The organism is Runella salmonicolor (genome assembly GCF_024158025.1).
In the GTDB taxonomy this organism is placed as follows: Bacteria; Bacteroidota; Bacteroidia; order Cytophagales; family Spirosomataceae; genus Runella; species Runella salmonicolor.
Genome location: NZ_JAMZEL010000004.1, coordinates 66,048 through 86,422, shown reverse-complemented (window position 1 = coordinate 86,422; position 20,375 = coordinate 66,048). Strand labels below are relative to the sequence as shown.

Here is a 20,375-nt window from a genome sequence, read left to right as displayed (position 1 = left end):
AAAGTTCCCACAAAGGTAGTCACTATACAATGAAGTATTGTTAAAACCACGGTTACTACTTAATTTTACGACCAAAACTCACCCACAGACTCCACTTTTGACGGTGGATTACTCACTAAATTCATGTTTCATATCATTCCCGCCATAGACCTTATTGAAGGCAAATGTGTACGCCTAACCCAAGGCGATTACGAACAAAAAAAAATCTACAATGAGCATCCGTTGGAAGTTGCTATGCAGTTTGAGGATGCGGGACTCACTCGCCTACACCTTGTTGATTTGGACGGTGCCAAGGCTAAAAAAGTAATCAATTGGAAAGTTTTGGAAACCATCGCGACCAAAACCAAACTTCATGTCGATTTTGGCGGAGGCGTTCAGTCAGAAAATGATTTGCGGGTAGTATTTGAATCAGGAGCCAAACAGGTAACGGGTGGGAGTATTGCCGTAAAAAACCCTGATTTATTTGAAAAATGGCTTTCAAATTATGGCGGCGAAAAAATCATTCTAGGTGCCGATGCCCGCAATGAGCGCGTAGCCGTCAGCGGTTGGGAGGAAGGCACCGAACTATGGGTCTATGATTTTGTACAAAAATGGATTGATAAAGGTGCACAGTATACTATAAGTACAGATGTAGCCAAAGACGGATTGCTTCAGGGACCGTCTTTTGAATTGTATAGAAATATGCAGGACCAATGCCCTGGCATACAAATCATTGCCAGCGGAGGCGTAAGCAACTTAAACGATATTGAAATGTTGGCCGAAATGAATCTTTTTGGCGTAATTGTTGGGAAAGCCATTTATGAAGGCAAAGTGACTCTGGCAGAGCTACAACGCTGGTCTATTAAGTAATTTTTCATGTATAAATTACTTAAAAAATAAATTCTGTTTATACAAAACAATTTGGTTGTACAATTTTTTCTTGGTTAAGTGTAATACAGACAATAATTCTGGATTCCAAAGAATACTCGGAATTATATTTGGTGTTTCCTTTACACTTTAAAAAAAATTTGGCAAACGCTTGCACAATAAATTTTTATTGTTTTATCTTTGGGTCATAAAGTTAAGACGCAAAATAATTTTCTTCAACCAAAACAACGAGGGGCTACAATATCGAAACAAAGATTTACGTTAACTAATTGTACATACTGAAATGGAAAAGTACCAAGTTAGCGACAGTGATCTGGTTTCATTGTACGTTCATGGCAACGAAAAAGCCTTTGAAAAACTCGTTCAGCGTCACAAGTCCAAGATTTACACCACTATTTATTTGATTGTTAAAGATCAGTACGTAGCTGAAGATTTAATGCAGGACAGCTTCGTTAAAGCTGTTGAAACGCTTAAATCTGGTAAGTATAACGATGAGGGCAAGTTTTTGCCGTGGATACTGAGAATTGCTCACAATTTGGCTATTGACCATTTTCGGCGCGACAAACGCTACCCCGAGATAGTGTTTGAAGACGGAAGCAACGTGTTTAATACGTTAGACTTTTCGGAGGACTCCATTGAGTCGCTCCAGATTCGTCAAGAAACGCATGAACACTTACGCGAACTGATTCAACGATTGCCTGACCCTCAGCGGGAAGTGCTCATTATGCGGCACTACGAAGACATGAGTTTTCAGGAAATTGCAGATGCCACAGGAGTGAGTATCAACACGGCTTTGGGGAGAATGCGTTACGCGCTGATTAATTTGCGAAAGCAACTCAGCAAACGCGTTCCTATATATGATACAAACGTTTACCCCAGATGATGTCATTCGGTATGTTTATGAAGAAACAACCGATGAAGAAAACACGCTCATTGAAGATGCCTTAATCGGCGACCAAGAGCTATTGGAATTTTATCTCGATACGCTTGAGATAAAAAGCCTAATGACCAAAATTGAACGCGCGCCCTCAAACCGCGCAGTTTCAAACATTCTGGAGTATTCGCGAAACTATACAGGCAGTCAATCTGTGGCATAATTGCCAACGATTGACTGCTTTTTGTTTGCGAATTACTCTTTGCTTCCCTCCTGTTGAGGGAGATGATGTTTTTTCAGTTCGTCGTCTATCACTCCATAGCATTTGTCTCTTAAAGATACAACATCTTGAGGGGTTAGGCCGACCGTTGGTATTGCTTCGTGTACTATTGCCTGCATTGGAAAACGATGCATTCGGATAGGATGTACGTCTGGTAAAATTTTGTAGTTTGTCAGCAGACTGATCGGAACAATCGGTACTTGCTGCTGAATAGCCATCTTAAATGCGCCATCCATAAAAGGTCGATGCATTTGAGGTGGCTGTTTTGCCTTAATCCCCCCTTCGGGAAAAACCACAATACTTCTTCCTTGCGCCAAGGTTTTGATGGCCCGATTCAGCGACGACACCCGGCTCTGGGTACTTTCTCGCTTTACCTGAATGTGCAAATGCTGGAACATATACCCAAAAAGGGGAATGTCCTTAACATCGGCTTTGCCAACAAATGCAAAATAATGTTCTACAATAACGCCCATTACTGCAATATCCAAATACGAAAAATGATTGGCGCAAAAAACGTAGGCCTGTTTTGGAGCAAGCTGCCCCCTGTATTCTATCTCAAACCTAATCCCTGCCAGTGGAAAAAACAATTGTCCCCAGAGTCGGTTTATCCGATGCGCATACGGCTTCCATTCTTTTCGTTGTAAGCAGATATACGTGAATGGAAACAGGAGCAGAAAAATGAGAATCAACCAAAAAAAACACCAAATTGTATAAATAACTTTCATTGCATAAAAACGAAAAATGTAAAAGTATTTGCCGAATATTGAACATTGTATTCAATTTGACAAACACTGATATAAATAAGTTAATCTCTTTATAATCATGAAAAAAGTCGTATTCCATCACTTCGGTAAACCAGCGGATATTTTAAACGCTGAAAATGCAGAAACCCCCACTCCCGGACCTGACGAAGTCCTCATCAAAGTTTTGGCCAGCCCTATCAATCCTTCCGATATTATGTTTGTACAAAACCTGTACGGGATTCGCCCGCATTTGCCGTCAGGAGCAGGATTTGAAGGGGTAGGAATTGTGGAAGCCGTAGGCAGCAATGCCAAAATTGCGGTCGGAACACGCGTAAGTTTTACGGGGATTGGGGCTTGGAGTGAGTACATCGTCACCAACCATCGAACGTTAATTCCTGTTCCAGAGGCCATGAACGATGAAACCGCCGCCCAATTGTTCGTAAATCCATTTACGGCCGTAGCTATGGTAGAAGACTCGGGCGTGAAAGAAGGCGAATGGCTCATGATTACGGCCTGTACTTCGGCCTTAGGAAAAATGGTTGTCCAAATCTGTAAAATGCGCGGCATCAAAACCATTGGCACAGTACGCCGAAATGACCATAATGACGAACTGAAAGCGCTTGGTGTGGATGAAATTATCAATACCGCCGAAGAAAACCTCCCTAAACGCGTACAGCACATCACCAACTACGAAGGCGTGCGAGCGGTCTTGGAATGCGTGGGAGGCGACACCGCAAGCGAAGCAATAAAATGTATGGGGCGCGGCGCTATCATGCTCATTTATGGCGTTTTAAGCCTTCAAGACCCTAAAATAAATATCGGCCTGATGATTTTCCGCGAGCTGACCCTAAAAGGCTTCTGGCTTACAGATTGGATGCGACGGGTGGATGGAACTACGCGCCAAAAGGTATCGCAGGAGGTGATTACGTTATTGTCTACTGGGCAGGTTAAAATGCCGATTGAGGCTATTTATAGCCTGGACGAAATCAAAGCCGCCGTTACCCATGCCGACGCCCACGGTCGCTGGGGAAAAGTGCTATTGAAGCCATAAGCAAACAGTCCCTGTCAGAGGGTGTATTTTGTTACTCTGACAGGGACGATTTTTACTTTAACACAAAAGAACTTCGGTTGAATGCAGCAAAACAACCCAATCCGTTTTTGATATTTGAAGGAATCAATGACGGCTCCGCAAAGGGATTATCTCGGTCAAATGCTTGCACCGCACGATGATAATCATAGTAGGTTTTCTCGCAATTAAGCAGCGTCAACTCGACATACTTGACCTTAAAAACCAACATTGAGCCGGGATAATTATACAGCCTAGTGCGCGCAGTACTGGATACCATTTCTTTGCCGTCGGCACTGGCATCCGTCGAAAATGCCCCCAAACGATTATTCTCCCAAAAATTCAGGTCTTGAATGGATGGGATGACAGTAAACACATTGGGGCTTGTTTGAACGGTCTGGTTTTGAAACACATACCCTCCTACCCGATAATAATTTTTCTGCCCCGCAATGTCGCGCCAAACAATACGATAAAGATATTCTTTAGGTGGAACAAAGTTAGGGTTACTTGGATCCATCATCTTAGAATCCACAGAATCTTGTTTTATTTCCTGAATAGCGACGGCTTGGGGGATTGTACATTGGGCTTCGGCGGTTTGACCGCCTCTTTCTACTTTTAGTTCATACGTTTGGCCTTCCAAAATCGGCATTATGGTAGCTTTAATACTGTATGTACCTGTTTTGGAATCAAATGGCAACGTCACGCTTTTCCCTTGGTTTGAGAGCGTGACAACGGCGTCTTTTAGTGATATCGGCGACCCATTCAGCCAATAAGGTGAATTATTGCCACCAATCAATTGACTGCTATAGTAAACGTTGATGCTTATCGTGGTATCCTGCGGTGATAGATAACCATGAACCACCAATTTGCTGTCACTGCGCGGCAGGCGGTCAGGGTCCACGTCATTGACGAGGGTTTCGCAAGAAAAAAGGCCGATTGAGCAAATCGCCAAGAGGGCCAAAATGATATTTTTCATGGCGTTTAAAATTTAAAGTTATAACTCAACGTCGGTACAATCGGGAAAATAGAAATGCGTTGTAGCACCGTCTCTGTTTTCACATATTTTCCGTTGGCATCAAACACTTGACGGGAAGTGAGATTATAGAAAAAAGGATTTCGACGATTGTAGAGGTTATAAACGCTTAATTCCCAGGTTCGCTCGTGATGCCTTTTTTTCTTATGAAACTGCAAACTTAAATCAAAGCGGTGGTAAGGCTCGGCGCGAAAACTGTTTTTGGGCCCATAATCGCTCACACTCCATCCACCACCAAACGACCTATAAACAACCGACGAAGCATTGATATTTTGACCGTATTGCACTTGCGGATTTAGATTATGCGGATAAGCTATATAATTGCTCTGGGGCAATGTGAGGGCATTGCCAGTGCCATAGACCCACGTACCCGAAAGCGTAATACGGGGGCTAAATTCATAAATTCCTACAACGGATAAATCATGTCGGCGGTCATAACGGGGATAAAATGTTTGTCCGAAATTAAGTTCAGCAAATTTCCATTGCGTCCACGAAAGGGTGTAGCCAATCCAACCCGAAAGTTTCCCCGTTTTTTTCTGTAATAACACTTCTGCCCCATACGACCAGCCACGCCCGCTGGTGATATTTTCATCCCAACGAACCTTGTCAGCACTTGAGGGGTCATCAATCAACAAAAAGCTAGAACCTTCTTTATAGTTGACGATATTCTTCATGGTTTTGTAATACCCTTCCAAAGTCAGCGCCAAACCCTGTTTTTCAAAATCTTTGGCAAAACCCGCCGCCACCTGACTCGATTGCTGCGGTGCAATTTTGGCCGTACTCGGCACCCACAAATCCGTAGGCAGGCCGATACCAGTGTTAGAGAGTAAGTGAATGTACTGATTCATACGGGCATACGACGCCTTAAACGACAAATCGGGGCGCAACATCAGAGCCGTCGAAATGCGAGGCTCTGGCCGAAAATAATTTTGGTTTTCTGCGCTGAAATGGCTCAATCTTAAGCCCGCATTCATTTTGAGCCAACGATTAGGTTTCCAAGTATCTTCGGCATAGATTCCAGATTCAACGTTGTTGAGGGCCTCTACTTCGGTTTTGAATTGATTAATATCTGAATTTTTGACCACTACGGCGCTCGGTGTAAAACGGTGCAATGTGGTCACCACGCCAAAACGTAAGGCATGTTGAGGGTTGGGGAAATAATCAACGTCATACTTTAGCCCCCAATCCCTTACCCCTGAGGTATAGCGCAACTCAAACTCGTTTTCTGTATTGTTAAACCTTTCACTCTCTTTGGCATAAATCTGAAATTTGTAGTTGCTAAAAATCAACGAAGCGTTGGAAAACAGTTTCTCACTAAATAGGTGGTTCCAGCGCAGCGTACCAGTCGCATTGCCCCAATTCAATCCCCCTTCACTGCCAGAAGATGCGTTTTTTTCGCGAAAGAAAAAGCGATCTTGCCCAAAATAGCCACTGGCGTAAACCTTGTTTTTTTGTCCAAAATCATAATTAAATTTGGCATTGAGGTCGTAGAAATAATAGCCTCCCATCGTATTGTCGTCGGTTTGGGCGGCAATGAGTGGCCGCGCCAATAAGTCCAAATACGTACGTCGCCCAGAAATTAAAAAAGATGACTTGGCCACGGCAACTCCTTTCTTTTTGATGGGCCCTTCGAGCGTTAAACGACTGGCAATTAGTCCGCCGCCACCTTCACCGTGCAGCTTTTCTTTGTTGCCTTCTTTCATATTCAACTCCACCACCGACGACAACCGCCCGCCAAATCGTGCGGGAAAGCCTCCTTTGGTCAGTTCGACACTTTTGAGAGCGTCGCCGTTGAAAACGGAGAAAAATCCAAACAGGTGACTTACATTGTATACTGGCGCATCGTCGAGAATCACCAAGTTTTGGTCGGGCCCACCGCCACGTACATAAATGCCCGTTTGGCCTTCTGAGCCTTTTTGAACCCCAGGCATGAGTTGCAGCACGCGCAACACGTCCTTTTCACCCAAAAAAGCGGGAATTTTCTTGATTTGTTGCACTGGAATATCAATCCGGCTCATTTGTGCCGTTTGGCTGACTTTGTCGGCCTCACGCCGCCCCGATACGACCACTTCATTCAGCTCTCGTCCGATAGCCGCCAACTGCACGTTAAGTTGGAGATTGCTGCGCAGCTTTACGGTACGGATTTCTGTGCCATAACCAACAAAGGAAAAAGCCAACGTAACAGAATCGGCCGCGGGAAGGGTAATAGAATAAAAGCCGTAGGTATTGGAGGTCGTGCCTGTGGTGGTATTGGGCAAATAAACGTTTACACCAATTAATTGCTCTTGGCTTCCGCTTTCGCGGATATAACCACTGACCGTAAAACGTGATTGGGCATAGACCGAAAATGTAAGCAGACTAAAAAATAAAATTAAACGCATGATATGGCTGTTCAGGTAATGAGTTGTAAGTTTGGCGGTTTAATGTATAACGCTTCCTTTTTAATACATAGTCTGTTAAGTAGCCAAAAAGGTTGGAACCAACTTAGAAAATAATTATGTCATCTATTCTTATCATTAACGCCCGCGTGGTCAACGAAGGGCGTATTTTGGAACAGGACGTTCTGGTAAAAAACGGTTTGATTGAAAAAATCGGGGGTGATTTAAAACATCTTGCTGCCGATAAAATCATCGACGCCGCTGGCAAATACCTACTACCGGGGGTGATAGACGACCAAGTTCACTTTCGTGAGCCAGGTCTGACACACAAAGCTACTATTTATTCGGAAGCCAAAGCGGCCGTTGCGGGCGGGGTAACTTCTTTCATGGAGATGCCCAATACAGTACCCAATGCACTGACCCAAAGCTTATTAGAAGACAAATACCAAATTGCTTCGCAGACCTCGTTGGCAAATTACTCTTTTTTTATGGGTGCTTCCAACGATAATTATGATGAGGTTATGCAAACGATTTGCCCTGATGTGTGCGGCATCAAGATTTTTATGGGCTCTTCCACGGGCAATATGCTCGTAGATGCGCCAGAAGTGCTGGAAAAACTATTTGCCAACGCTCCTTGCCTGATTGCCACGCATTGCGAAGATGAGCCCACGGTTCGGCAGCGTACAGAAATGTTTAAACAACAATACGGTGACAACGTTCCGTACAATATTCACGCGCTCATTCGCAACGAAGAAGCTTGTTACAAATCATCTTCGATGGCGGTGGAGCTGGCAAAAAAACACGGTACACGGCTGCATATCCTCCACATTTCGACGGGTGAGGAAACCGAATTATTTGAAGTTGGTAGCTACGGAAACAGCGCCATAACCGAAAGCGATAAACGACAAAAACGCATCACCTCAGAAGCCTGCGTACATCATCTATGGTTTGACGCCGAAGATTATCATCGATTGGGTGCCCAAATCAAGTGTAACCCTGCCATCAAAGCGCCTCACCACAAAGAAAAAATCTTTCAGGCCCTGCTTGACAACCGCATCGACGTCATCGCTACCGACCACGCTCCACACACTTGGGAAGAAAAATCAAAAGGCTATTGGGCGGCCCCTTCTGGTTTGCCTTTAGTGCAGCATTCACTCAATATCATGTTAGAATTTGTGCAGCAAGGTAAGATTTCGATAGAACGAGTAGTAGAGAAAATGAGCCACGCCGTAGCCGACGTATTTCAGATAGACCGCCGTGGATACATCCGTGAAGGCTACTGGGCCGACTTAGTATTGGTAGATTTAAACCAACCTACCACCGTAACTAAAGAGAATATTTTATTCAAATGCGGTTGGTCTCCATTGGAAGGAACTACCTTTCAATCAGGCATTACGCACACACTTGTTTCGGGACATTTGGTGTATGCCAACGGAGTTTTTGATGAGTCGGAAAGAGGAAAACGATTATATTTTAGACGTACAGTTTAGAGACGCACTGTGTTGCATTTCTACCTTTTGCAATTCACTCCTTATTTTATCGGTTTCATCAGGCGAAACCACAGGTTTGTCTTTTTTTTTGGGCAACATGCAACCTTTTCACCCACCTTTACATCATATAGTTGCAGAGGGTTGGTGGTCAATGGTTATGTGATGAAAGGAAGTTTTCAACGACAAGAAAAATTGCTTACCACTCATCCTCTAAATTTGCCGATTAACACTTTTTAACCAAAAACAAGGTACTTTGTATTGCATAATACCATCCCAAACCCATATCTTTGTTTCATCCGAATCGTCGGTCCGAATTCAGCCATCGAAAATAAATACTCGTTACGAATCCATTTAAAAACTCATACAGTCATGAAAGCTATCACCCTCGTCGTCGCCCTGTGTTTGTTGAGTACCGCCGCTTTTTCAATTGGCCGGCCGCACAATATTTTTGCGACCCACAAAGCCTTGACCGAGCGTACGGTTGTTGCTCAACCCCAAAAGACTGTGATTCCGCAAGGTTCTATTCTTAAGAACGTTACGCAACGAGCACAGGACGGCGTGGAGGAAACTCGCCAAGCTGTTTCTACCGTTGGGCGTATTGTAAGCTTCATTATCAAAATTACGCACTAGTACTTCCACCGTCAGCAGGTCTCAGCCCAATGACAAAAGCACTCCACAAAAACATTCAGAAGTAAAAAATTTATTGTAGTTAGGGTTTAGAAAAAGGGACAAACGCTGCTCGGTTGGGTGGCGTTTGTTTTTTAATTAACCTTGGGAGAAGCCACAAAAAAGACCTCAAAACCCTGCCGAGGAAGAATGGAATTGGCGGCGGGACTCATGCGTTTTAGGTCAAAAGTTTCCTCAAATAAACCTTTATACTCTTCGACCGTTCCACCGAAAGGAGGACCGCCCTCAAACGACCGATTAAACAAAAGTCCCGCCAACTTTCCACTTGGAGTCAGCAATTCATGCATTTTGTGCACATAACGCGGCCGCAGCGACGGGTCGATGGCGCAGAAAAACGTTTGTTCCAAAACTAAGTCATACTGCCCCTCGTGCTCAAAGAAATCTTCACAAACAGCTTTTAAGCCTTTTGAAGCATGTTTATCTTGAAGTTTTTTAACAATTTCGGCCGATATATCCACCACGGTCACATCCGTAAACCCCTGCTGAAGAAGATATTCTGCCTCATAGCTATTGCCACCGCCAGGAATAAGAATACGAAGATTCTTATCGGTTAATTGGTCAATGTGTTCTTTCAAAGGCGGCGATACATAGCCAATATCCCACCCCGTTTGACCAGCGCGGTAGCGTTCATCCCAGAAATTTTGGTCTAAATTACTCATACACTTTTTCACCTTTATTGAGCCAAATCCCCCAAGACCGCGAATAAGCATGGACTTTTTGGGTAGGTTTTCCCTGCGTATCTACCACGGCATTTCCCTGATTTACCCATTCAAAAATACTACCATAAAGATTTCGGACATTTTGAAACCCTGACGCTTTAAGTCTTTCGCCAATGCGCTCTGACCGAACGCCTACGGTACAATACACCACGATTGGCGTATTTTTGGGAAAGTTTTCTACTTTTTTGAGGTCAAATTCTTCATACCCAACCCATCTAGCTTCGGGCAAATGGCTCACATCATATTCGCGTTTGGCGCGGGTATCCAGCAGAACAACCTGAGACTGTTCCTTTTTCAATTCCTTACAACTTACCGTCGGAACGGTATGCTTATACATGCCCTCCAACATCAGCTTATAAGCTCGGCTGTTGGTCTGGGCGTTGGGTTTAAACCATGAAAATAACATCAGTAACAAAAGGAGCTTTCGCATTAGATTTCGAACGCTAAATGGAGATTCAATACATTTTGTTCGTCAAACTCCACTAATGTAGCGCGACGACCATGAATAAATGTATAACCCGTTTCGAGGTTGACACGTTCGCTTAAACTCCACAACAAGCTTCCTCCAAGCCAAAATTGGTGAAAACGCAAAGGCTTTTGACCGCTCAACAGCGGTGGGTCATGAAAAAGAATCTCCGTAACGCCATTTACACTTACAAAAGGGGTGAATTGATAACGAATATTGGCCCTACCGCGTACCCGGCCAACGGGATGAAAATTATTGGCTTTAAAAAACCGTAACTCTTGCATGAACCGCTGCCGAAACGTGAGTTTTTCGTTTACCTCTTGATTAAACTCCACCCCGCCTGCATAACGAAACTCCTTGCCAATGGGAGCGTTAAAATCCTCCTCTTTTCCCAACAGCTGATTGGAAACCATGTAACTCATTTGGGCAATATGTACCCATACCGTATTTTGGGTATTACGATGTGTAATCAGCGCTTGCCCTCCCACCGTCAGCGGGCTAGCAGTTGGATTATGAGGATTCTCCTGATAATTATTCTGACGTCTCCACATGAGCGTCCCTACAAGATTCCAGTTCGGATTCGGTTCTTTGGCTACCTGCACCCGTGACCAAAGCGTTAGGTGAGGGTAATGCTGCTTTTGCGCCTCTGAAATGAAAGGCCATACTCCAACTGCAAACAGGAACAAGAAGCGATGCAAGGGGAAAGCGGTTGAAAGAGTTTACAGATTTAGAAAATTTTCAAAAATGCGCTGCCCCACATTCCCACTGATTTCGGAGTGAAACTGAGCCGCAAAAAAGTTACCCTTTTGTAACATCGCTGAGTATTCAACGATGTAGTTGGTCTTGGCTGCCGTTTGGTCACAAAGCGGTGCATAATAGCCGTGATTATAATACACATAATCGTGCTCATTCAAGCCCGCACAAAGTGGGTTATTGAGCGAATAAATGTCATTCCAACCCGTTTGAGGCACCTTAAAGCCATTTGTACGCGGAAAACGCAACACATCCACGTCAAAAATCCCCATGCAAGTAGTATCGTTTTCTTCCGAATAACGACACATAAGCTGCATTCCTACGCACGTACCCAACAGCGGCTGTTTGAGCGAGGGTATCAATTTATCAAGCCCGCGCTCCCGCAAATACGCCATGGCGGTACTTGCCTCTCCCACGCCCGGAAAAATCACTTTATCGGCCGAACGAATCGTATCTGGGTCGTCGGTCCATTCGTAGGCCGCGCCGATTCGGTCCAAGGCGTACATCACTGACTGCACATTGCCTGCGTTGTATTTGATAATAACTGTTTTCATCGTTTTTATTGAAGGCCCAACATTTTGATGGCGGTGATGGCGGCTTCGTCGCCTTTATTGCCGTGGATACCTCCTGCCCGGTCGAGGGCCTGTTGCAGCGTATTGGGCGTTAAGACGCCAAAAATAACGGGTTTGTTATACTTCAACGCTACGTCGGTGAGACCGTGAGCAACCGCGTGGTTGATATAGTCGTTGTGCTTGGTTTCGCCCTGAATCACGCAGCCGATGGCAATAACGGCATCGACGTCGGGCTTTTGGGCGTATACTTGTGAGCCAAAACTCAATTCGAAACTTCCAGGAACATTCACTCTCCGAATATTCTCGGGTTTGGCACCGTATTCGAGCAACGTTTTATGGGCTCCTTCGTAGAGCGCGCCCGTTACCTCGTCGTTCCATTCGGCCACAACAATGACAAATTTTTTAGCACTTATATCGGGTAAACCTTCCGTGTTGAATACACTCAGGTTTTTGTGAGCAGATGACATTCTTAGCAGTCCGTTTACGGTTAATAGTCTATAGTTTTACAACAGCGAATCACAAAATTAGGGTATTGCTGCGAAGTTTCTATTTTTTCGTACTTTCGTCTTTCCTAAACCTTTCGAAATTATGCGTTTTTTATCATTTGTTGCCCTCAGTTTTGCTTCTTTTACGGCCCTTGCGCAGGCTGATTTTCAAAAAAAACTTCAGCGTCAGCTCATTATGGCCGAAGACGGTGCCACCATTAACCTTGAAGCTGGCACTTATACATTGAGTGGAAGTTTGTCGCTCGAAGGCAAAAAAAATATTATCGTTCGCGGAGCTGGAATGGAAAAAACCATTCTGAGCTTCAAAGGCCAAACCGACGGCGCGGAAGGATTACGGGTGAGTAACGCCGAAAATATAATGCTAGAAAATTTTAGCGTCCAAGATGCCAAGGGCGATGCCATCAAAACCATGAATGTCAATGGTATAACGTTCAGAAACGTCAAAACCGAATGGACAGGCGAGCCCAAAGCCACCAACGGCGCTTACGGATTGTATCCAGTTATGTGCCAAAATGTATTGATTGAGGGTTGCGTGGCCATTGGCGCTTCTGATGCAGGTATTTACGTAGGGCAATCCAAAAATATCATCGTACGCAATTCCCGTGCTTACCACAATGTAGCAGGCATTGAAATCGAAAACTCACTCGTAGCCGACGTCTACGACAACGAATCCACCGAAAATACGGGCGGTATTTTAGTGTTTGACTTACCCGATTTGGTTCAGAAAAAAGGCGGGAATGTGCGCGTGTACAACAATCATATTCACCACAATAATTTCCCCAATTTTGCCCCAAAAGGAAACATCGTAGCTGGCGTGCCGCAGGGTACAGGAGTCATGATTTTGGCGACCAACCAAGTGGAGGTTTTCAACAATAAAATCATTGGCAACAACAGCCTAGGCACAGGCATTATCAGCTATTTTCTGACCGAAAATCGCATCAAAGACAAAGATTATTACCCTTATCCCACGGGCATTTATATCCACGACAACGTCTATGAGCGCGACCGCGTGCGCTATCAGGGCAAGGGCCGCCTGGGCCAGTTGTTTCGTTATAAATTACGCTTCGGCAAAAAAGTCCCCCATATTATTTACGACGGAATCGTAGACGCCAACACTTTAGAAAACGGGCAAATTAAAGCGGAAAGCCGCATTTGTGTTCGAAACAATCAAAACGCAACCTTTGTAAATATTGACGCAGCCAATAATTTCAAAAATGTTTCGCGCGATGCCGCTGCCTACGACTGTTCCCATTCGCCACTAAAACAAGCGGCGGTCAGTATGAAATAATTTATTTCTTATGGGCCGCCTCGTAGTGCGCTTTTAATAAATCTTCACCCCAATCGTTGGTTAAATCTCGCACCACGGAATGAACGTGGTTGCCGCCGTTTTGGGTATTGTCGTATTCAATCAAAAACGTGGGGCCGTGTACGCGGAAATAATGCCCATGCCCTGCCCCCCGAATCGGCTCGCGGTCGCCCATCCAAGCAAAATAAATTTTGTTCATATCTGCTTGGCGCAAACGGTCCAATTCCTGATTTTTGAGCGTTACGTGGTATCGGCTTAGATAGATACTTATCAATTCTTGAAACATTTTCTGTTGTGCAGGTGCCATATCGCCCAGTGCCAATCCTTCCCGATTTTCGAGATTTACCTTTCGAGAATTGGTGGTTAGTAAATCATTGGGCGCTTTGTCGGCAAGCATTACTTTTTTGAGTTGTTGCTCGTCAAAAGAACCCAATAAGCGAAATGCAGCATCGGTTTCTTCTTTCAACACCTGTTTTCCTTCCTGAATGTAACCCGGCAGTACAATACCCGGGTTGCTACCGAAAAAGCTCGGCATAAATTCCACTTTGTTATCCACAATCGTAAAATGCAAAGACAAATGATGGCCTTCTACACTCCAGCCCCAGGGCTGCTTGGCATCGGGACTACCAAAAACGGCAAAAGCGTAATTTTCAGGGTCGCGGTAAGTGTCATTTTCGGGGCGTTTTTCCACCTGACGCAATACGTATTCCAAGCTAATAATCGCCTCGGCTTTGGCTAACCCTTGGTCACTTAAAGCAACTTTCAACAAATTCATGGCGGCTTTGCGTTGGGATTCATTCATTTGTTTGAGAGGCAATCCTTTGCGTTGACGCGGCGTGTAGTTCCAATCATAACGCCACTCGGAGTCGAAAGGCAACGTAGCCAATGCTTTTTGTTCTGCTGTAAGAGCTTCCAAAAATTGCTCAGAAGCTGATTTTAAGTCGCTACTGAGCTTTTTTTGCGCGTGTAGCTCCACCGTAACAACGTAGAGATAGAGGAATAAAAGCGCGATAATTTTTGCGCTGTCAGAGATTCTTCGAGAAACAAAAGAGCAGGTTTGCATAATCGGGGCAGGATTTAAGGAATAACACTCTGAAAATGATGACATTCCTTAAATCTACTCCATAAAAAAACCGAGAACAGTCGTCCTCGGCTTTTTTTATAATCTGACACCAATATGAATTCTTTATGTTAAGGCTGTACTTTGGCCGGCACAACCCATTCATTTATCTTTTTATCATAAACCAAAGTCGAATCTGGCCACTCCACGTAATGCTTCATGGTCACATACTTATCAATGTTTCCTTCTTTTATCATTGCTTTAAACAAAAACTCACCTCGTTCCAACACCAAACTGTCACTCTTAAAATGAGGTGTACACCATAGTTCTTCGTACTGCATAGGCATTAGATTTTTGCCCATCTTAAACTTACCTCCCACCCCACGCTTGTAATAGCCACTGCCCACAGGGCGGTTGATGAAAAAGTAGTGCGTGGAATCAGGCGCAACAAAGTAACCTTCAAACTTATACTGCCCCAAGCGACTCACGTATTCTTTGCGAAAACGTGGTTCAAAACGGGTAGCGTTGGTAGCTCCTTTGGCATACTGACTGGTGTAAGTAATGATGTTGGCGAGCAGCGTATCTTTTTCATTTTCAGAAAAATACGCACTTACATCGTAAGGGTCTCCGTCTTTGCAACTTACAACACCAACAGTTGCTCCAATAGCAATAAATAAAAGAAAGAACGCGGTTGAAAATTGTGTTTTCATAAGTTTCGGGAAGTCGAATTTAAATGACTTCCCGAAATATACTAATTATTGCACTTTGGTATAATCCGTCGTGCCCGAATTAAAGTTAGCCCATTTAGCAGTCCAGTCCATGTCTTTAAACGCGCCGATAAAATCAGTCGCTGTAAAGAAAGCACCCGCAGGAGCTTGACCACCTTTGGTTAAAGTTTCCGCAGCAGAAGCACCAACCGTAAAGGTAGGTGTACCTGCCACAAACAGGGTATTACTCAGGCCAGTAAGCGTCCAATCTGTCAAGATTTTGTTGCCGGGCTGTGCCGCAAACCACTCAGATGGTTTTTGCGTACCAATGTTGGCAAGGGCTACTGGCGTAGTAGCGGTATTTACATCACGAACCGCAAAACCGTTAGGGTTGCCTGCACCAGCACCGAAGCTGTTTGAACCCCAGCTTTTTACGCCAGAAACCACCACGCGATTCAACACCAATTTTCCATCGGCGGCATTTTGTAACGTAGAAACTGCGCCACTTGGGTCGATGAAAACACCATTAGGAAAGCCCGTTACAACGGTATTATGAATCTTCACTTGGGCATTACGACGCAAGTGCATACCGTTTTGGTACTGAACGCTGATGGCGGTTGTATTGTCCAATTTTGGTCCAATCAGAGAGAAGTTCGATAAAGTAGCCGATGTCACTGGCGTATTGGCAGTACCGCTTCCGTCGTTGTCGATTTCAAAACCGTTTGAACCAGACTGGTCAGCAACCGCCGCACCACGAAGACCGATTCCGTACTGTAAATTTCCGCTGAAACCGTTGTCAATGTCGAAATCATCGTCCAAACCACGGTAAGCAATCAAATATTTACCGTTAACGGCACCACCAAACCACTCAAAAGAATCGTCGCCGCCGTAAGATGCCTGCAAGTATTCCATGGTAGTGCCACTTCCGACCGAACCAAACGTAAACGAGTTTACTTCTTGGTTGGGGTTGATGGGTATACCAGCGTATTCTACCCGAACGTATTTCAATGAACCTGAATTGTCGGCATTGTCGGTTCCGCCGTGGAATGCGCCGTATTGGCCTTCCAATTCAGCTACTCCTTTTACACCACCGGTGGTCAAGTTGTTCAAACCTCTACCGCAGATAACCAAACCACCCCAGTCGCCCGCTTCGCGTTCGCCAATGGCACGCTCAGAGGTAAATACGATCGGGGCATCGGCGGTTCCGTTGGCGATGATTTTGCTACCACGCTGTATAATCAACGTTGCTTTTGAAGAGCGCTCACCGATAATCACCGTACCAGCTTCAATGGTCAGCGTGCCCGTTTTAGTGGGGGTTCCGTCAATTTTGGCATCTTCACCCACCCGAACGAATCCTTTCAGACGGTAGATATTCCCTTTTGTCCAGCTGATGTTTCCTTCTAAAGTACCGCTTACATCCACGATGGGCTTGCTCGGAACGGCCGAAACCGTAACGATTTGCGTAGCAATCGTAGAAGCTTGGTCTTTGCTATCAGTGGCTTGAAATGTAAACACAACCGTAGACCCTACTGGCAAGTTTTCTACCGTATAATCTTTGGTATAAGAAAGCGTTGTTTCACCCGTAAGTGCTTTGCTTTCAAATGTTTGACCATTTTTCAAAACGGTCAATGTTTTCAAACCGCCAGGAGCGTTGAGCGTAGCCGTAATTTTTACAACATCACCTGTTTTGGCGTTTGCGGCGGCACCCGCCGCGATGGTCGGTGCAGGAAAAACTTCTTCCTCTTCTTTACAGGCATTGAAGATTACTGCGGTTGACAGCAAAAGCGCTATCGTTCGCAACATTTTGATGGATTTAAACATATTCATAGTTTGGGATAATTGACTTACTTGATGGTTAAAGCATAAAACTTATAGAATGCGGAAAGAGAAGCCCAGTTGCAGCATTCGTCCCGGACGATACGTTTGGATTAATTGGTCGTTGTTACGGTCAAATTTTTTGTCGCCGTTGCCATTCTGCAACAACACGTTGGTTTGGTTCAGAATATCAGTCACCCCACCTTTCACCGTCCAACGCGCTCCGATTGCTTTAGAGAATGTAAGGTCCAATACGTTGCGGGGCATTTCATAAATATCAGGGTAACCTTCAAAACCTGCGGCAAAGATTCGGCGTCCAATGACGTTATAGAGCACGTTTACCTGAAAATCAGACTTAGGATTGTTGTAGTTCAAGCCCACGTTGACGATGTACGGCGATTGACCCTGCAATGGGCGGTCGTCAGACTGGCCTAAGCCTAAAGTACCTAACTTGATGCGGCTGAAAATCAAGGCTGCGTTGAACAACAAACTCACGTTTTGCAAGATGGGAGAGGGAGCAAGCGAGCCTAGTCCTTTGCGAATTTCTAATTCTAAACCTGAGCTTACAGAGCTTTTGGCGTTGGCAAACGTAAACGTCTTTGCCCCTCCCGAGCCAGCGCCCGGCACTACGATTACTTCAATGGGATTGGTAAAATACTTGTAAAAACCCGCAATACTCACCACTTCATTGGGCGTGGGGTACCACTCGTAGCGCAGGTCAAAATTGTCAACATTGGCCGTTTGAACATCTGGATTTCCTTTGTAAACAATGTTATAATCAAAATCATAGAAGGCAAACGGCGCTAATTCGCGGAATTCGGGGCGGTTGAGGGTACGTCCGTAGGCAGCCCGAATCAATGTTTTTTCGGAGAAATTATACGTTAGATTCAGCGACGGCAACAGCTTATTGACGGGAAAACTTACGTTGATAGGGTCTCCGTTAATGGTTGCTGATTTTAATTGTTGCGTGTTGGCTTCATAACGTACCCCAGCAATCATGTTGAATTTTTTCGACAGAGGAATGTTCGCCGAACCGTAAAAGGCAATTAAGCTATTGTCAGCATCGTAAGAGTCACTGTTGTTGGTTTGTTCGTCAATCCGAATTCCGTCGGTGTTGTTAATGTTTTGAGGCTGAAACAATTGCGTAATTGAGCCACTCAAAATATCGGGATTGGTACGACTGGTGCGCACATAGCCTAAGTTGCGGGCTTTAAATTCACGGCTTTTATCTTCATAATAACCACCAACTTTCAGCTCAATATCCGAACCGTTTTTGGTTGCCAGTTTATGCGTCAGGTTTACACCACCCGTTACCGCACTCTCATTCATTTTTGAAGAAAAACGACCTAAGAAAAAGGCCGCCGCCGTGCCGAGGGGCACATAAAGAGTTCTTTGGCCGTTTGATTCATCCAAATCGGACCGGTAACGACGATAGTCGGGTTGGTCGCGGTAGGCGTTGTTATAACCTACAACCCAGTCAACCACCGTTTTATCGTTGTTAAACTCGTGTTTTCCCAACAATTGCCCCGTATAAATTCCACGATACACTTGGTCAAAAGAATAGCTATCGGGCGAGAAGTTGGATTCAAGGTTGCGTCCTGTACGGTTTACGGTGCTCGAATTGCTCAGTTGATTGTACAGGTTTTTGAAATCAATAGAGTGATTTTCGTTAAATCTTACCGACCAGTTGTGCAAAATACCCACCCGAATATTGCGGTTAGACTGGGCATCGTTGTAGTTATAAATGACCGACTGTACGTTGTTGTTGCTCTCGTTGAAGTCTTTGCGCGTTATTTCAAAAGCAGTTCGGCTGTCGCTATACGTAAGCGCTGTAACGTTGCCGATTCTCACGTTTCCTGCTTGTAGTTTAAAGTTGCCCGTCAACGAATAACGTTGGTCAGGAATCGCCGATGTGCGCTGTGCGGTCCAGTTATTACGTAAGGCGCGGCCAGCCAGTTCTAATTCAGCCGGCGTGGCGAAATTCAGGTTCTTATTAGGGAAACTGCTCGGAATACTCTGGTAGCCGTTGTTGAAACCCGTCCAGTAGTTTTTGCCCTGCTCAGGTTGATCAAAATCCCCGAACGTCGTTCCTTGACGGAAACTCGTGCTGTAATCAAACGTAATGCTCGTCTGGTCGGGAATGTTTTTGGTAAAAATCTTCACGACTCCACCCGCAAACTCGCCGGGCAATTCCGCCGCTGGGCTTTTAAATACCAACAAACGGTCGATTTGTGAACTCGGGATGATGTCGAATGAAAACGACTTCACGTCCGTTTCCATCGAAGGCGTGAAGGCATTGTGCAGCATTACGTTGTTATAACGCTGATTTAATCCTCTAATATTGATAAAACGGTCGCCAACGATGGTAATTCCGGGTACACGTTTCACCACCTGCGCTGCATCGCGGTCAAGGGTACGCGCAATTTGTTGAGACGAAATCCCGCTGACGATATTCTGGGAGGCTTTGATTTCGCTGATGACCGAAACTTCCGTGTTGGTTTGGCGGGTAGCTACCACTCTCACTTCTTGTAACGTAGCGGCGGCTTCCAAAAGGGCCGTATTGACTTCGGTTACTTTGTCGGCCTCAATAGACACATTTTCAATGATTTCCGTTTTATAAGAAACGTAGGTAATTTCTAATGTATACTTACCCGCGGGGACTTTGGCAATGGAAAAGAAACCGTTAATATCGGTGGCGGCCCCAAGTTGGGTTCCGGCAAGTTTTACAGTAGCCCCAATGAGCGTTTCTTTATTCTTAGCATCGGTAATGGTGCCTCGAACGGTGCCCGACTGGGCAAAGGACTGAATCGAAACAAAAATAATGGCAGCAAATATGAGTAATCTGCTCATGGATTTGTAATGTTTAAATTTAACTTTCATATCAGTGTTTTGTCGGGTGCAAAAGTACGGGTACAATATTATGCCAATGTTAAGCCAACATTAAGAGTAGATTACCATTAAAACCCGAAGAACAAACAATTGAATATCAAATATTTACATACAAAACCAACTACCTACTAATACCGATACAGGATAATTCGCCCCAAAACCTC

General features: G+C 44.8%; 19 protein-coding genes. 7 read left to right on the top strand and 12 right to left on the bottom strand.

What is annotated here, in order from left to right; all coding sequences use genetic code 11:
* Positions 1–123: 123 nt before the first annotated feature.
* The 3 genes from hisA (at position 124) to NCI00_RS11865 (ending at position 1,964) form a co-directional block, all read left to right on the top strand.
* Entirely contained in the window at positions 124–849 is a 726-nt protein-coding gene (gene hisA / locus NCI00_RS11875; RefSeq protein WP_253527752.1) for a 1-(5-phosphoribosyl)-5-[(5-phosphoribosylamino)methylideneamino]imidazole-4-carboxamide isomerase, read from the top strand.
* 301 nt (positions 850–1,150) lie between these two features.
* Complete coding sequence (locus tag NCI00_RS11870) at positions 1,151–1,750, top strand: RNA polymerase sigma factor (RefSeq protein WP_114068450.1); 600 nt, start codon at positions 1,151–1,153, stop codon at positions 1,748–1,750.
* The gene (locus tag NCI00_RS11865; RefSeq protein ID WP_114068449.1) at positions 1,725–1,964 is read left to right on the top strand and encodes a hypothetical protein; all 240 of its coding nucleotides are present in this window, start codon (positions 1,725–1,727) and stop codon (positions 1,962–1,964) included. Before NCI00_RS11870 ends, NCI00_RS11865 begins: the two co-directional genes overlap by 26 nt.
* 32 nt (positions 1,965–1,996) lie before the next feature.
* Here the strand turns inward: NCI00_RS11865 and NCI00_RS11860 are convergent, their stop codons facing one another.
* Positions 1,997–2,608 (bottom strand): lysophospholipid acyltransferase family protein, encoded by a 612-nt coding sequence (locus tag NCI00_RS11860; RefSeq protein WP_310586772.1) that lies wholly within the window; start codon positions 2,606–2,608, stop codon positions 1,997–1,999.
* A gap of 235 nt (positions 2,609–2,843) precedes the next feature.
* Here NCI00_RS11860 and NCI00_RS11855 point away from each other — a divergent pair, with 235 nt between their 5' ends.
* Positions 2,844–3,815, top strand: a complete 972-nt coding sequence (locus tag NCI00_RS11855) for a zinc-dependent alcohol dehydrogenase family protein (protein WP_253527746.1) — start codon at positions 2,844–2,846, stop codon at positions 3,813–3,815.
* A 52-nt stretch (positions 3,816–3,867) separates the two neighbouring features.
* On the opposite strand, the gene NCI00_RS11850 is transcribed toward NCI00_RS11855, so the two are convergent.
* Positions 3,868–4,806 (bottom strand): DUF4249 domain-containing protein, encoded by a 939-nt coding sequence (locus NCI00_RS11850; RefSeq protein WP_253527743.1) that lies wholly within the window; start codon positions 4,804–4,806, stop codon positions 3,868–3,870.
* 5 nt (positions 4,807–4,811) lie between these two features.
* Positions 4,812–7,244: a TonB-dependent receptor gene (locus NCI00_RS11845; RefSeq protein WP_253527740.1), complete on the bottom strand. Its 2,433-nt coding sequence runs from the start codon at positions 7,242–7,244 to the stop codon at positions 4,812–4,814.
* 116 nt (positions 7,245–7,360) lie between these two features.
* Between NCI00_RS11845 and NCI00_RS11840 the strand changes: the two genes are divergently transcribed.
* Positions 7,361–8,731: a dihydroorotase gene (locus NCI00_RS11840; protein WP_253527738.1), complete on the top strand. Its 1,371-nt coding sequence runs from the start codon at positions 7,361–7,363 to the stop codon at positions 8,729–8,731.
* A 369-nt stretch (positions 8,732–9,100) separates the two neighbouring features.
* Complete coding sequence (locus NCI00_RS11835) at positions 9,101–9,361, top strand: hypothetical protein (protein WP_253527736.1); 261 nt, start codon at positions 9,101–9,103, stop codon at positions 9,359–9,361.
* A 131-nt stretch (positions 9,362–9,492) separates the two neighbouring features.
* Here NCI00_RS11835 and NCI00_RS11830 read toward each other — a convergent pair whose 3' ends face one another.
* Genes NCI00_RS11830 through ribH form a run of 5 tightly spaced genes read right to left on the bottom strand, consistent with a single transcriptional unit; the run spans position 9,493 to position 12,395 of the window.
* Positions 9,493–10,077, bottom strand: a complete 585-nt coding sequence (locus tag NCI00_RS11830; RefSeq protein ID WP_253527734.1) for a methyltransferase domain-containing protein — start codon at positions 10,075–10,077, stop codon at positions 9,493–9,495.
* Positions 10,070–10,567: a rhodanese-like domain-containing protein gene (locus NCI00_RS11825; protein ID WP_253527732.1), complete on the bottom strand. Its 498-nt coding sequence runs from the start codon at positions 10,565–10,567 to the stop codon at positions 10,070–10,072. Before NCI00_RS11825 ends, NCI00_RS11830 begins: the two co-directional genes overlap by 8 nt.
* Positions 10,567–11,301: a DUF2490 domain-containing protein gene (locus tag NCI00_RS11820; protein ID WP_253527730.1), complete on the bottom strand. Its 735-nt coding sequence runs from the start codon at positions 11,299–11,301 to the stop codon at positions 10,567–10,569. Before NCI00_RS11820 ends, NCI00_RS11825 begins: the two co-directional genes overlap by 1 nt.
* Before the next feature lie 21 nt (positions 11,302–11,322).
* The gene (hisH, locus tag NCI00_RS11815) at positions 11,323–11,910 is read right to left on the bottom strand and encodes an imidazole glycerol phosphate synthase subunit HisH (RefSeq protein WP_253527728.1); all 588 of its coding nucleotides are present in this window, start codon (positions 11,908–11,910) and stop codon (positions 11,323–11,325) included.
* A gap of 5 nt (positions 11,911–11,915) precedes the next feature.
* The gene (gene ribH, locus NCI00_RS11810) at positions 11,916–12,395 is read right to left on the bottom strand and encodes a 6,7-dimethyl-8-ribityllumazine synthase (protein WP_253527725.1); all 480 of its coding nucleotides are present in this window, start codon (positions 12,393–12,395) and stop codon (positions 11,916–11,918) included.
* Positions 12,396–12,516: 121 nt separating this feature from the next.
* Here ribH and NCI00_RS11805 point away from each other — a divergent pair, with 121 nt between their 5' ends.
* Entirely contained in the window at positions 12,517–13,722 is a 1,206-nt protein-coding gene (locus NCI00_RS11805) for a parallel beta-helix domain-containing protein (protein ID WP_253527722.1), read from the top strand.
* 1 nt (position 13,723) lies between these two features.
* Here the strand turns inward: NCI00_RS11805 and NCI00_RS11800 are convergent, their stop codons facing one another.
* The 4 genes from NCI00_RS11800 to NCI00_RS11785 form a co-directional block, all read right to left on the bottom strand.
* On the bottom strand, positions 13,724–14,803 hold the full coding sequence (locus NCI00_RS11800; protein WP_253527719.1) for a DUF3500 domain-containing protein: 1,080 nt from the start codon (positions 14,801–14,803) through the stop codon (positions 13,724–13,726).
* 128 nt (positions 14,804–14,931) lie between these two features.
* Entirely contained in the window at positions 14,932–15,510 is a 579-nt protein-coding gene (locus NCI00_RS11795; protein ID WP_253527716.1) for a hypothetical protein, read from the bottom strand.
* Positions 15,511–15,555: 45 nt separating this feature from the next.
* Positions 15,556–17,334 carry a beta-helix domain-containing protein gene (locus tag NCI00_RS11790; protein ID WP_253527713.1) on the bottom strand — a complete coding sequence of 593 codons (1,779 nt, stop codon included), beginning with the start codon at positions 17,332–17,334 and terminating at the stop codon, positions 15,556–15,558.
* A 42-nt stretch (positions 17,335–17,376) separates the two neighbouring features.
* Entirely contained in the window at positions 17,377–20,172 is a 2,796-nt protein-coding gene (locus NCI00_RS11785) for a TonB-dependent receptor (protein ID WP_253527711.1), read from the bottom strand.
* Positions 20,173–20,375 lie beyond the last annotated feature (203 nt).